Source organism: Terrisporobacter othiniensis (genome assembly GCF_000808015.1).
In the GTDB taxonomy this organism is placed as follows: Bacteria; Bacillota; Clostridia; order Peptostreptococcales; family Peptostreptococcaceae; genus Terrisporobacter; species Terrisporobacter muris.
On record NZ_JWHR01000032.1, the window covers coordinates 16,993 to 30,012 of the forward strand.

12 protein-coding genes are annotated in these 13,020 nt (G+C 28.8%); 8 read left to right on the forward strand and 4 right to left on the reverse strand.

The features are described 5' to 3' along the window. Positions 1–4: 4 nt before the first annotated feature. The 7 genes from QX51_RS02695 (at position 5) to QX51_RS02725 (ending at position 7,638) form a co-directional block, all read left to right on the forward strand. Positions 5–856, forward strand: a complete 852-nt coding sequence (locus QX51_RS02695; RefSeq protein WP_079764723.1) for a DUF3100 domain-containing protein — start codon at positions 5–7, stop codon at positions 854–856. Then, the gene (locus QX51_RS02700) at positions 849–1,316 is read left to right on the forward strand and encodes a hypothetical protein (RefSeq protein WP_052232846.1); all 468 of its coding nucleotides are present in this window, start codon (positions 849–851) and stop codon (positions 1,314–1,316) included. The genes QX51_RS02695 and QX51_RS02700 overlap by 8 nt, the downstream gene beginning before the upstream one ends. Positions 1,317–1,372: 56 nt before the next feature. Further along, on the forward strand, positions 1,373–2,734 hold the full coding sequence (locus QX51_RS02705; RefSeq protein WP_039678371.1) for an alanine/glycine:cation symporter family protein: 1,362 nt from the start codon (positions 1,373–1,375) through the stop codon (positions 2,732–2,734). A 19-nt stretch (positions 2,735–2,753) separates the two neighbouring features. After that, the gene (locus QX51_RS02710) at positions 2,754–3,593 is read left to right on the forward strand and encodes an alpha/beta hydrolase family protein (protein ID WP_039678372.1); all 840 of its coding nucleotides are present in this window, start codon (positions 2,754–2,756) and stop codon (positions 3,591–3,593) included. A gap of 63 nt (positions 3,594–3,656) precedes the next feature. Beyond that, positions 3,657–4,913 carry a serine hydroxymethyltransferase gene (locus tag QX51_RS02715; protein ID WP_039678373.1) on the forward strand — a complete coding sequence of 419 codons (1,257 nt, stop codon included), beginning with the start codon at positions 3,657–3,659 and terminating at the stop codon, positions 4,911–4,913. A gap of 281 nt (positions 4,914–5,194) precedes the next feature. After that, positions 5,195–6,334, forward strand: a complete 1,140-nt coding sequence (locus tag QX51_RS02720; protein WP_039678374.1) for a 5-bromo-4-chloroindolyl phosphate hydrolysis family protein — start codon at positions 5,195–5,197, stop codon at positions 6,332–6,334. Positions 6,335–6,486: 152 nt separating this feature from the next. After that, entirely contained in the window at positions 6,487–7,638 is a 1,152-nt protein-coding gene (locus QX51_RS02725; RefSeq protein WP_039678375.1) for a toxic anion resistance protein, read from the forward strand. A 184-nt stretch (positions 7,639–7,822) separates the two neighbouring features. Here the strand turns inward: QX51_RS02725 and QX51_RS02730 are convergent, their stop codons facing one another. The 4 genes from QX51_RS02730 to panC form a co-directional block, all read right to left on the reverse strand. Further along, entirely contained in the window at positions 7,823–8,647 is an 825-nt protein-coding gene (locus QX51_RS02730) for a nitroreductase family protein (protein WP_330376029.1), read from the reverse strand. A 91-nt stretch (positions 8,648–8,738) separates the two neighbouring features. Continuing rightward, positions 8,739–9,089 carry a MerR family transcriptional regulator gene (locus tag QX51_RS02735; RefSeq protein WP_039678377.1) on the reverse strand — a complete coding sequence of 117 codons (351 nt, stop codon included), beginning with the start codon at positions 9,087–9,089 and terminating at the stop codon, positions 8,739–8,741. A 200-nt stretch (positions 9,090–9,289) separates the two neighbouring features. Next, complete coding sequence (locus tag QX51_RS02740; protein WP_052232847.1) at positions 9,290–10,258, reverse strand: bile acid:sodium symporter family protein; 969 nt, start codon at positions 10,256–10,258, stop codon at positions 9,290–9,292. Beyond that, positions 10,258–11,103, reverse strand: coding sequence for a pantoate--beta-alanine ligase (panC, locus tag QX51_RS02745; RefSeq protein ID WP_039678378.1), 846 nt, complete (start codon positions 11,101–11,103; stop codon positions 10,258–10,260). The genes QX51_RS02740 and panC overlap by 1 nt, the downstream gene beginning before the upstream one ends. Positions 11,104–11,588: 485 nt before the next feature. Here panC and codA point away from each other — a divergent pair, with 485 nt between their 5' ends. Then, positions 11,589–12,860, forward strand: coding sequence for a cytosine deaminase (gene codA, locus QX51_RS02750; protein WP_039678379.1), 1,272 nt, complete (start codon positions 11,589–11,591; stop codon positions 12,858–12,860). Positions 12,861–13,020: the final 160 nt, after the last annotated feature.

Consider the following 13,020-nt stretch of genomic DNA (forward strand, 5'->3'; position numbering starts at 1 on the left):
TGAAATGAGTGAAAGTAATATTAAAAATATAATTAGATGTTGGAAGATGATATTAGTAGTCTTTATAATAACACTAATTAGTGAAAAAATAGGTGTTATAAAAATACCAATAGCATCTGGAAGTATTATGTTTTTACCTTTATTGTATTGCATGATTATTTGTCTAATATTAGCTTTATTAAAACCCATCAAAATAATAGGTTCAAAGGAAGACTGTGATATATCAGATAAGATTGTTGTTATAGGAATAGCTGTATTTTGTGCAAAAGTAGGAGTTAACAGCGGAGCAGCAATAGAAAGTGTTATATTAGCAGGGCCAGCACTTATATTACAAGAACTTGGTAACTTAGGAACTATATTTTTAGCATTACCAATAGCATTATTATTTGGATTTAAAAGAGAAGCTGTTGGTATGACACATTCCATAGGACGTGAGCCGAATATTGCATATATAGCAGAAAAATGTGGAATGAACTCTCCAGAAGGACGCGGAATAATGATTACATATGTTGTAGGAACATTGGTAGGGTCAATTTTCTTAGGAGCATTAGCTAGTTTTCTTGCTACTGCTACACCATTCCATCCTCTATCTTTAGCAATGGCGTGTGGCGTAGGAAGTGGAAGTATGATGGCTGCATCAGTTGCTCCTTTAATGGAAACCTTCCCTCAAATGGCTACAGAGATTTCTGCATATGCAGGTATGAGTAATACTCTGTCTACTGCAGATGGAATATTTGTAACTATATTTATTGCTTATCCATTATGTAACTTTTTGTATAAAAAATTGGAACCTATTATAGGAAGAAAAAGTAAAGCTGAAATTAAGCTAGTTGAGGAGGTCCAAGAAAATGAATAAGAAGTTAAATATAAGTATATTTATAGAATTAGTATCAATTATGTTGTTAGTATCAGTTATTAGTATTTTTGGAAACAGCATAGGATACAAAATTTCAATTATGGAATCAATACCAGGTATGTTGATTTTATTTGCAATAGCTCTATCTGGTAGTCTTTTGACATATATAATTCCTATAAATTGTCCAGCTGTTGTATGGATTAGTATTATAGGTGTTATAGTTGCCTGTCCTATATCTCCTGTTTCTCAATTTGTAAATATGCACGTTGAAAAAATAAATATGTTAGCTCTTGCTACTTGTATCTTAGGTTTTGCAGGTGTATCCATGTCTAAAAACTGGGTGGATCTTAAACGTATTGGCTGGAGAGGAATAGTTGTGGCATGTTTCGTAATGTTAGGAACATTTGTAGGTTCAGCATTTGTTGCTCAGATTGTTCTATCATCTAGTGGAATAATATAATAATTAATTTTATATTTTAAAGATTAAGATAGCATTAACAAGAGGAGGGGAGTAACATGACAGATTTCTTAAATTGGCTAAGTGGTATTCTTTGGGGACCATATATGATTACATTATTAGTTGGGACAGGTATTTTTCTAACATTTAAATTGGGATTTGTTCAATTTAGATATTTTACAACTGCTTTTAAAGAATTGGTAGGCAAAATATTTACACCATCACAAGGAAAAGGAGAAGGAGAAATAAAATCTTTTCAAGCTTTAGCAACAGCTTTATCTTCTTGTATAGGTGTAGGAAATATTGTTGGTATAGCATCTGCTATTGGAGTAGGTGGACCAGGAGCAATCTTTTGGATGTGGGTTTCAGCAATATTTGGTATGGCTACAAAATTTAGTGAGATAACACTTTCTATGAAATATAGAGAAAAAGATGAAAATGGTGTTTGGCGTGGTGGACCAATGTATGTTTTAAAAAATGGGTTAAATTGCAAATGGGCGGGAGTTTTCTTTGCATTAATAACAGCATTTGTAGGTCTTATAAGTTGTAATATGGTTCAATCAAACTCCGTTGCAAGTGCACTTAGTGTTTATGGTGTTAAGCCTGTTGTTACAGGTGCAATTCTTGCAGTATTAACATTTATAGTTATATTTGGTGGTGTAAAAAGGTTATCAAAAGTTACTAGTATTATTACTCCTATCATGGGATTAATTTATATAATGGGTGCATTAGTAGTTATATGTTGTAATTATCAACAAATTATACCTACATTTAAATTAATTTTTACTAGTGCATTTTCAGGTCAAGCAGCATTTGGAGGATTTGTAGGAGCAACCTTAAAAGAAGCATTAAGATTTGGAGTTGCTAGGGGGATATTCTCAAATGAAGCTGGTATAGGTAGTTCACCAATGATACATGCCACAGCTACAGTAGATCATCCTTGTAGACAAGGTTTATATGGAATTATGGAAGTATTTATAGATACTATAGTTGTATGTACCATAACTGCTTTAGTAATTTTGATGTCAGGTGCATGGACAAGTGGAGCAGAAGGTGCAGCTATGACAAATCAAGCATTTGCATCAGGTTTAGGTAACTTAGGTGGAGTAGTCGTAAGTATATGCGTAACATTATTTGCATTTTCTACATTACTTGGGTGGTCTTGGTATGGAGAAACAGCCATAGAATTTATTTTCGGAACAAAAGCTATAATACCTTATAGAATACTTTGGGTAGTATGTGCATTTGTAGGAGCTTTATTCCAATTTAACTCATTAATGCTACTTGCAGATACAGTAAATGGATTAATGGCAATACCAAACTTAATAAGTTTATTGGTGCTTAGTGGTTCAATAGCTACATTATGCAAAGAGTTTTTTAATAAAGAAGAATATGGTTTTGGTAAAAAAAAACAACTTTAAATAAATAGAGGTGGTTTATGTGAGTATAAATTTGAAATATCTATTGGAAGATAGGGAAGAAGTAGAAGAATTTTTGCCAGATTTATTTAGCATAAAAATAGTAAGTAAAGGTTGTAACTTACTTGGAACCATGTTTACAGCACAAGGAAGAGAGAAACATCCTACAGCAATATTATTACATGGATTTCCAGGTTATGAAGAAAACTTAGACTTAGCACAGGGGCTTAGAAGAATAGGATTAAATGTTTTAACTTTTCATTATAGAGGATGTTGGTCAAGTCAGGGAAGCTATTCTTTTACTAATTGTTTAGAAGATGTTACCTCAGCCATAGACTTTATTACTGATAAAAAGAATATAGAACAGTTTAATATTGATATAGATAACTTGATATTAATTGGACATAGTGTAGGTGGATTTTTAGCATTAAGTAATTGCATGGATAATAGAATAAAAATGTCAGTTGCCATAAGTCCTTTTGATCTTGGCCTTGCAGGTGAAAATATAAAAAATAATAATCAAGAAGAAGTTCAAAAAATAATTGAATTGTTTATAGGAGGGCAAGATCCTTTAAGTGGAACATGTTCCAATAAATTGATTTATGAAATAATGGAAAATTATTCAGAGTGGAAATTAGCAAACAAAAGCGAAGAGTTAGCTAATGAAAAATTATTAATAATTGGAGCAAAAAAAGATACTATAGGATTATATAAACTTTATCATGAGCCTTTAATAAAAGAAATATTAAAACACAATAAAAATAATCTTACTGAGATGTTAATAAATACAGATCATTGTTATAGCAATAAGAGAATTTGTTTACTTAAAAATATTGCATATTGGATTGAGAAAAATATTTAGTTGAAAAATACTAAAAGTACAATAAAATTAGGATAAATTAGAAATTTAAGGGGGGAAAGAATTATGTTAAAAACTACAAAAATAACAGATCCAAAATTATACTCAATAGTAGAGAAAGAATTAGAAAGACAAAAATATAATATAGAAATGATAGCATCAGAAAGTTCTGCACCAACAGAAATCCTAGAACTTATGGGAAGTGTATTTGTAAATAAAACAGAAGAAGGTCTTCCAGGAAAAAGATATCAAGCAGGTTCAGAGTTTGCAGATGAAGTTGAAAACTTATGTATTGAAAGAGCAAAAGAAGCTTTTGGTTGTGAATATGTAAATGTTCAAGCTTACTCAGGAGCAACTGCAAACTATACAGTATTTAACGCTGTTCTTGAACCAGGGGACAAAATACTTGCCATGAGATTAGATCATGGAGGACATTTAACACATGGTTCACCAGCAAACTTTGTAAGTAAAATATATAAATATGAACACTATGGTGTAGATATAGAAACTGAAAGAATAAATTATGATGAAGTGGAAGCTAAGGCATTAGAATTTAAACCTAAAATGATAATAGCAGGAGCAAGTGCATACCCTAGACTTATAGATTATGAAAGAATGAGAGAAATTGCTGATAAAGTAGGAGCATATTTAATGGTAGATATGGCTCATATATCAGGACTTATTGGAGCGGGAGTTATTCCCTCACCTATACCTTACGCAGATTTTGCCACATCTTCTTGCTCAAAAACAATTTGTGGTCCTAGAGGTGGGTTTGTAATGTGTAAAGAAAAATATGCAAAAGCATTAAATAAAGCAACTTTCCCAGGAACACTAGGCTCTATACAAATAAACGGTATTGCAGCTAAAGCTAATATGTTTAAAAGAGTAAGAGAACCGGAATTTATTGCAACAATGCAAAGAGTTTTAGACAATGCTAAATACTTAGCAAAAGAATTAGAACAAAGAGGATTTAGAATAATAAGTGGTGGTACAGACAATCATATAGTACTTGTTGATTTAAGACCTAAAAAAATAACTGGTAAACAGTTTGATCAAGCTCTTGAGTCTATAGGTATAACAGTTAATAAAAACACTATTCCAGATGATCCAGAAAGTCCATTTGTAACAAGTGGTGTTCGTATAGGACTTACAGCAGTTTCAGAGAGAGGATTTGGTAATGCTGAAATAGCTGAGATAGCTGACATTATGGAAAAAGTTGCAGATAACATAGATAATGAAGAAGTTTTAAACGAATGTAGAGTTCAAGCAAGAAATTTAATCTCAAGATTCCCACTATATCCAAAAGGATATTTTGAAGATTAATCCTATATAACAGCAAAAACTCAAAAGGCTTAGACCCTAAAAGAAGGGGTCTAAGTCTTTTGAGTTTTCAATTTATACACTACTTGTATTCAAGACTAAACAAGATTTTATTGATTATTGTACTAAAAATAGCAATTAAAAATGGCTTCAAAAGTATTTTTAAGTTAGCGGTTACAATTAGCTAAATTATAATATATAATAAAATTAAAATATTATCATAAGGTTATAGTATATATCTAGATTTATGTTAATAATAAGAAAAATAATCTGGAGGCAACATAATGAATAAAAAGGATTTTTCTAATTTAGAAGATCAAATCATGTCTACAGTTAGCAATGCACTTAAAGCAATAGATATTGCTAATTTGAAAAGAGATATTAACGATAAAACTGAAGAAACCATAAATCAATTTAGATCAAAGTTTGATGAATATAGTGAAAAATATATTGGTTTAAATAAAAAATCTAAAAATGATATATCTAAATACATTAGTAAAAGACCAGCTGGAAGTATATCGGGAATACTTTGTATAGTATTTGGAGCCAGCGGAAGTATAATTTATGGTTCTTCAGTAGCACTATTTCTAATAGCAAATTCACTATTTAGTGGTTTTATTGTAGGTAGCCAAGTTGTTTTGGGAGTTTTAGTTTTATTTTTTGTAGGAAGTGTAGCTTTATTATTAAAAGGAATAAATTTAAGAAAAAGAGTAAAGCGCTTTAAGAAGTATGTAAGATTTATTGATGATAATAGTTATTTCTTAATTGAGGATTTAGCGAGATTTGCTAAAGAAAAAAAGAGTTTTGTACTTAAAGACCTACGTAAAATGATTGATTTAGGTATGTTTTTAGAAGGACATATAGATGAAGAAAAAACTTATTTCATGTTAAATGATGAAGTATATGGTGATTATTTAAATTTAAAAAAAGAACAAATAGCTAAAGAAAGTAATAAGGAAAAATTAAAAGAAGAAATAGATAATTCAGGAAAAGAAGAGATAGAATCTACTATAAAAATAGGAAGAAATTATATTGAACAAATAAAAACTGTAAGAAATGAGCTTTATAGAGAAGAAATATCTATAAAGTTAGATAAATTAGTAAACATTGGGGATCAAATCCTTAATTATGTTGAAAAAAATCCTAAAAAAACACAAGAAGTTAATAAATTTGTAAATCATTATCTTCCGATTACTATAAAATTAATTAATTCATATAAAGAGTTAAATAATCAAGTAGTTCAAGGTGATAATATAAAAAATGCTAAAATTGAAATTGAAAAGAGTGTTGATCTTATTAATAATGCTTTTGAAAATTTATTAGATGATTTATATGAAGATGTTGTTTTAGATATTTCTACAGATATTTCTGTTCTTAAAACATTATTTAAACAAGAAGGATTATCAGAAGAAGATTTTAAGTAACGGATTTATCCGAAATTGCATAGCGCCCACACAGTGGTTTAAAGTGGTAACTAGGATATATCGTTGACTATATGAAGTGGGGCGCCCACGCAGTAGCTTAAGCAAAGCGAATTTTAAAAAGTAAGTTTTGAACAAAAAGGGAGGCATTAAAGATGAGTGATGAATTCAAAGAAAAGTATGTTGATATAAAACCAGAATTAACTTTCCAACCATTTGGGGAGGAAGTTCCTGATTTAAAAGTGGTAAAAGAAGAAAAGGTAGAAGAAAAAATAATTGATGAAATCCAACTGACAGAAGAAGAAAAGAAAATGGTAGATCAATTTGTAGATAAAATAGAGATAAGCAATTCAAATTCTATTTTACAATATGGTGTAGGTGCTCAAAAGAAAATTTCTGATTTTTCACAGTCAGCATTAAATGATGTGAAAACTAAAGATTTAGGTGAGATTGGAGAAATACTGTCTAGCGTAGTTCTTGAGTTAAAGAACTTTGAAGATTGTGAAGAAAAAAAAGGAATTTTCGGTTTCTTTAAAAAAGGTAAAGATAAGATTTCTCAAATGAAAGTAAATTATGAAAATGTAGAGAGTAATATAAATAAAATGTGCAATGTTCTTGAAAATCATCAAATAAAACTTTTAAAAGATATTGCTATGCTAGATAAAATGTATGAAATAAATAAAGTATATTTTAAAGAGCTTTATATGTATATCTTAGCTGGGAAAAAGAAACTTCAAAAATTAGAAAAAGAAGAACTTCCTAAATTACAAGAAAAAGCAAAAAAAAGTGGTAATCCTCAGGATGCTCAAGAATTAAATGATTTTATTGCTCTTTGTAATCGCTTTGAAAAGAAAATTCACGATTTAGAATTAACTAAAATGATTTCTTTGCAAATGGCTCCTCAAATTCGTTTAATTCAAAATAATGATACATTAATGTCTGAAAAAATACAATCTACAATTATAAATACTATTCCACTTTGGAAAAGTCAAATAGTGTTATCACTTGGAGTTGCTCATGCTGCTGATGCTGCCAAAGTTCAAAGAGAAGTAACAGATATGACAAATGAACTTTTACGAAAAAATGCAGAAATATTAAAAACTTCAACTATAGAAACTGCAAAAGAATCTGAAAGAGGAATTGTTGATATTGAAACACTTAGAGCTACTAATGAATCATTGATTTCAACTCTTGATGAAATACTTAATATACAAACAGAAGGACGTGAAAAACGTAGGGAAGCTGAAATAGAATTAAGAAATATTGAAGATCAATTAAAAAATAAGCTTTTAGATTTTAAATATTAGTAATGCAGGCTTAGTATCAAATAATATAGAATTTATTTTATTAGGTATAGAATAAATGTGAAAAATGAGTAATTAATAGCACAACCATATCCACAGTCCAAATGAACTAAAAAGTAAACCATAGTCAATCCAATAATATATTGATTATGGTTTATTTTTTACATATAATTAAAAAAATTTAAAATTACAATCTTGTTATATTTACATCTTTTCTTGGAACTGTTCTTTTATAATGTACTTTTGGGTAACCAATTACCATACATGCAACTAGCTCTTCGTTATCTCCTATCTGAAGAAACTTACCTATTTCAGGATTAAATTTTACAGCTCTTGATAAGAAGCCACTAAAATATGTTCCAAGCCCTAGAGCATTTATCATAAGTTCCATTTTTGATGCTGCTAAAGCTCCATTTACAATGTTATTTGATTTTATTACTATTAATAGCGGAGCTTTGGAGAACAGCTTATCTTCTCCATCAGGATTTTCTACAAAATTTTTATGCATATCCTTCCACATATTAGCATACATCCTAATTTGAGTTGGAGTATTTTCATCAGATAATAAATTATAAGCTTGACTATTTAAAGTTTGTAGGACCATTTTTCTAAGCTCTTGTATTTTGTCTTTTACAATAACATATGAAACATCTTGCAGATTTCCGCTAGTTTGAGTGAACTTTCCTGCTTCAATTATTTTATCTATCTTTGCTTCTTCAACATCTTTTTTTGAAAATAACCTAACGCTTCTTCTAAATTTCATGAAGTTCATTAACACATCTGAATTTACTAAAAATTCTTTATCATTGTATTCTTTTACTTCACTCATTGAGTATTCTTTTTCATCATCAGAAGATATAGCCTTTACAGGGCAAATTGCAATACAATGTCCACATTTTACACAAGTTTCATTTTTTATATGAGACTTTCCGTTAATCATCACTATATCATTTACTATACAGTCTTGTTTACATAAAGTACACCCTATACATTTATTGGTATTTACTAACACTATAAAATGCCTCCTTCCTATATAGTGGTATTTATAATTATATTTATTAAACTAGAGTTTAAGTCAAGCTTTTTTATAAAGAAAATATATACTAACTATTTTGTCTGCTTTCAAGGTTTAAATTTATTTTATCAATATGCTTTTTTAGCATTTTTCTTTGTTCTTCTAATTTATTTCGATGTTCGATTAAAAGAGTTATTGCTAATTGATTATTGTTGCTGTCTGCTAGAATATCTAAATTAGTGCGGATTTCTTTGACTGACATTCCTATGTTTCTTAAACATCTAATTAAATTTAGTAATTCTATATCTTTTTCTGAAAATACTCTTATATTGTTTTTATCTCGTTTAAATTCAGGTAATAATCCTTCTTTTTCATAATATCTTATTTTTGATTGAGATATATTAGTTATTTCAGAAACTTCTTTTATTTTATATTCCATATAATTTACTCCTTATAGTTAATATTGATTTTAATTATTATAACTTATATTATAGAGTTTATAAATTTATTTAGTAATAAACTAAAAATAAGTATATTTTAAATTAATAACAGTATTATGAAATGAGAAAAATATTTGTTTTAAAAATAAGCTCTTTAAAACCGTATCACAAGTAAGTAATACGGTTTTTATATTAAAAATTATTCAAATTCAGGTATATAATTTATATTATTATCCTCACTTCTTTTTTTCATAATAGAAGCAAGTATTCCACCAGATATATTATGCCAAATACTAAAGATTGCACCAGGAACTGCACAAAGAGGTTGAGTTGCAAAATTTGACAATGCAAGAGAAACAGCTAGTCCACTATTTTGCATTCCAACTTCCACACATACAGCAGTTGATTTAGGTAAATCCATTTTAAATAATTTTGCAATTGTAAATCCAAGAATCATACCTATTACATTATGCAGTATAATTATAATAAAAACCGTTGATCCACAAATTAGCAGTTGTTCTTTATTAGTAGCAACTATTCCTGCAATTAAAAGTAATACTGAAACTACAGAAATAAGAGGCATAACTGATGATAAATATTCTTTTTTATTTTTCATTTTATAATTAATAATTATGCCTAAAATTATAGGCACAAGAACTACTTTTACAACAGATGTAATCATGGATAAAATTGAAACATCCACCCATTGTCCAGCCAACAGATAAATCCATAAAGGGGTTAAGATTGGGCAAAGTAATGTGGAAACCACAGTCATACTAACAGAAAGAGTAGTATCACCACCTGCTATATGAGTAATTATATTACTTGCTGTTCCTCCAGGACAACAACCTACCAAAATAACTCCAATAGCAATTGGTGTAGGCAAGTTAAATGTTACTGCCAATAAATATGAAATTAGTGGCATAACTAAAAATTGAGCTAAGCAACCTATAAATACATCTTTAGGATGTCTTAAAATATTTTTAAAATCATTGGCATTAATAGTCATCCCCATACCAAACATGGCAAAACCAAGCAACAATGATGTATAAGTAGTTGCCCACTCAAACATTGATGGAGATAAAAATGCAAATAAAGATATTAATATTACTAAGACACCAATATATTTAGAGGCATATTGACTAAGTGATAAAATTAATTTACTCATTAGTTTTTACCCTCCTTAATAAAATTATCAAGAAGGCGAGCTTTGCCAATGTAAACTGCCATGGCAGCTAATGTATTATCTTTAATTTCTGAAACAGGTTGCATAGTTTCATTATCAACAATTTCTACATAATCTATTTTTGCTAGAGGTTCAGCCTCTATAATTTTTATCATTTCATTTTTTACTTTATCTGCATCAGTTTCACTATTTGCAAGGAGTTTTCCTGCAGTAATAGCTTTTGAAAGACACAGTGCAGCTTTACGTTCTTTTGCATTTAAATATACATTTCTCGAAGATTTTGCTAAGCCATCTTCTTCTCTAACGATAGGACATCCTACAATATTCACATCGAAATTTAAGTCTTTAACCATTTTCTTTATGATTGCCAATTGTTGAGCATCTTTTTGCCCAAAATAAGCATTATCAGGCTTTGTAATTATAAATAATTTGCTAACTACTGTACATACACCTCTAAAATGAATTGGTCTTGATTTTCCACATAGATAATCTGACAATCCATCAATATTTACATATGTACGCGGGTTTGAATACATTTCAGATGTATCAGGATTAAAAATTAAATCTGCGCCAGCTTTTTCACATAAAGCCTTATCTTTTTCAAAATCCTTTGGATAAGCATCTAAATCTTCGTTTTCTCCAAATTGAGCTGGGTTTACAAAAATTGAAACAATTACTTTATCGTTTTCTTTTCTACATCTTTCAATTAGGCTCATATGACCTTCATGAAGATAACCCATAGTTGGTACTAAACCAACTGTTTTTCCTTCTTTTTTCCATTGATTTGATAGTTTTTTTACTTCGTCTACTGTTTTTAATACTTTCATTTAAAGCTCTCCCTCTATTGTTTTTTAGCATTCTTTTTCAGATAGAAGTCTTTAATGAGTAAGAAATTATTTTATTTTTGCAATAAAAAAACACGAACTAAATTCGTGGTTTTACTTATCACATTTTTTATACAAAAAATAGAACTATGAAAATAATGTATTTATAGTAATCTAAAAGGTCCTATCCTCTATCATTTAGTAGGATGGAAAAATAAATATAAAATTATCCATATAGTTTTTTATTTGTATAGTTTCTTGTGAAAAAGAATACCATCAAAATTATTCTAACATATTCTGTCAATATTTCAACTTTTTAATTTAAGTATATCAGCATTTCGATTTTTTCGTTTGAAATGTAATTTATCATATTAATATATACAGTACAAAATTACTGAAAATAATTAGACTTAAAGTACAATGACTATAAAAATTAATCATGTTACTATTTACATAAAATATATTTACTTAGTAATAGGAGAGATATAATGAAAAGAAAACTTTTTTTAAATGCTAAATTAAAAGGCAAATATAATACAGTAGATATTTTAGTAGTTGATGGGATAATTAAAGAAATTGAAAATGATTTAGTTAATAAGTACAATAAAGAAGATAACTTAGAAATCATTGATTTAAAGGGAAATTTAACAATTCCTCCATATGTTGAGCCACACATTCATTTAGACTATGTGTATACAGCTCACACACCTGGAGCTAAAAATTCAACAGGAACATTATTTGAAGGAATTCAAAGATGGTCAGACTCCAAATCCAATTTAACAATAGATGATGTGAAATCTAGAGCTAAATTAGCCTTAAAAAAGCAAGTCCTAAGTGGTATACAACATATAAGAACTCATGTTGACGTAACTGACCCAAATCTTACATCTTTAAAGGCCATGTTAGAATTAAAAGAAGAAATGAAAAATATGGTAGATATGCAGATAATAGCATTTCCTCAAGAAGGAATGTATGCATATAAAGGTGGAGATGAACTAGTAGAAGAAGCTTTAAAAATGGGAGCTGATGTAGTTGGAGCTATACCACATTTTGAATATACTAGAGAGTTTGGGGAAAAATCAGTTAAAAAAACTATAGAACTTGCATTAAAATACAACAGATTAATTGATGTGCACTGTGATGAAACTGATGATGAGCAGTCAAGATTTTTAGAAGTTTTGGCAGCTCATGCATATATGGAAGGTATAGGGGAAAAAGTAACTGCCAGCCACACATGTGCAATGCATTCATATAACAATGCTTACACTTATAAATTATTTAAACTGTTAAAAGAATCAAAATTAAATTTTATAGCATGCCCAACAGAGAATATCCATTTGCAAGGAAGATTTGATACTTATCCAAAAAGACGTGGAGTTACTAGAGTAAAAGAGATGGTTGAAGAAGGTATAAATGTTTGCTTTGCACAAGATTCAATGTCAGATCCTTGGTATCCATTGGGATCTGGAAATCTAATGAATATATTAGATGCAGGAATACATATATGCCAGATGATGAGTTTTGAAGAAATAAACAATGCCCTTGATTTAATAACTGTAAATGGAGCTAAAACTTTAAATATAACTGATAATTACGGAATAGAAGTTGGGAAAAAAGCTAACTTTATAGTATTAAATGCACAAACTGAATTTGACGCTATTTGTGATAGAGTTTCTGTTTTATATTCAGTAAGAGATGGAGAATTTTTATTTAAAAGAATACCAGAACAAATTGAAACAAATAATAAATTTTTAATATAATTGTATAAAAAATATAAATTATGTCCATAATTTAAATGTACTATCAATATTTCCTTAATAGAAACAGCATGTTCATATACATCATATACTACAAAATAGCTTGGATAACCGATTATCCAGGCTATTTTTGTGTATGAAATTTTTATTTTTCATAATCATC

What these genes read in the sequence shown, in the direction of transcription:
- QX51_RS02695 (WP_079764723.1), top strand. Translation starts at nt 5, where the DNA reads ATGAGTGAAAGTAATATTAAAAATATAATTAGATGTTGGAAGATGATA.
- QX51_RS02700 (WP_052232846.1), top strand. Translation starts at nt 849, where the DNA reads ATGAATAAGAAGTTAAATATAAGTATATTTATAGAATTAGTATCAATT.
- QX51_RS02705 (WP_039678371.1), top strand. Translation starts at nt 1,373, where the DNA reads ATGACAGATTTCTTAAATTGGCTAAGTGGTATTCTTTGGGGACCATAT.
- QX51_RS02715 (WP_039678373.1), top strand. Translation starts at nt 3,657, where the DNA reads ATGTTAAAAACTACAAAAATAACAGATCCAAAATTATACTCAATAGTA.
- QX51_RS02720 (WP_039678374.1), top strand. Translation starts at nt 5,195, where the DNA reads ATGAATAAAAAGGATTTTTCTAATTTAGAAGATCAAATCATGTCTACA.
- QX51_RS02725 (WP_039678375.1), top strand. Translation starts at nt 6,487, where the DNA reads ATGAGTGATGAATTCAAAGAAAAGTATGTTGATATAAAACCAGAATTA.
- QX51_RS02735 (WP_039678377.1), bottom strand. Translation starts at nt 9,089, where the DNA reads ATGGAATATAAAATAAAAGAAGTTTCTGAAATAACTAATATATCTCAA.
- QX51_RS02740 (WP_052232847.1), bottom strand. Translation starts at nt 10,258, where the DNA reads ATGAGTAAATTAATTTTATCACTTAGTCAATATGCCTCTAAATATATT.
- panC (WP_039678378.1), bottom strand. Translation starts at nt 11,103, where the DNA reads ATGAAAGTATTAAAAACAGTAGACGAAGTAAAAAAACTATCAAATCAA.
- codA (WP_039678379.1), top strand. Translation starts at nt 11,589, where the DNA reads ATGAAAAGAAAACTTTTTTTAAATGCTAAATTAAAAGGCAAATATAAT.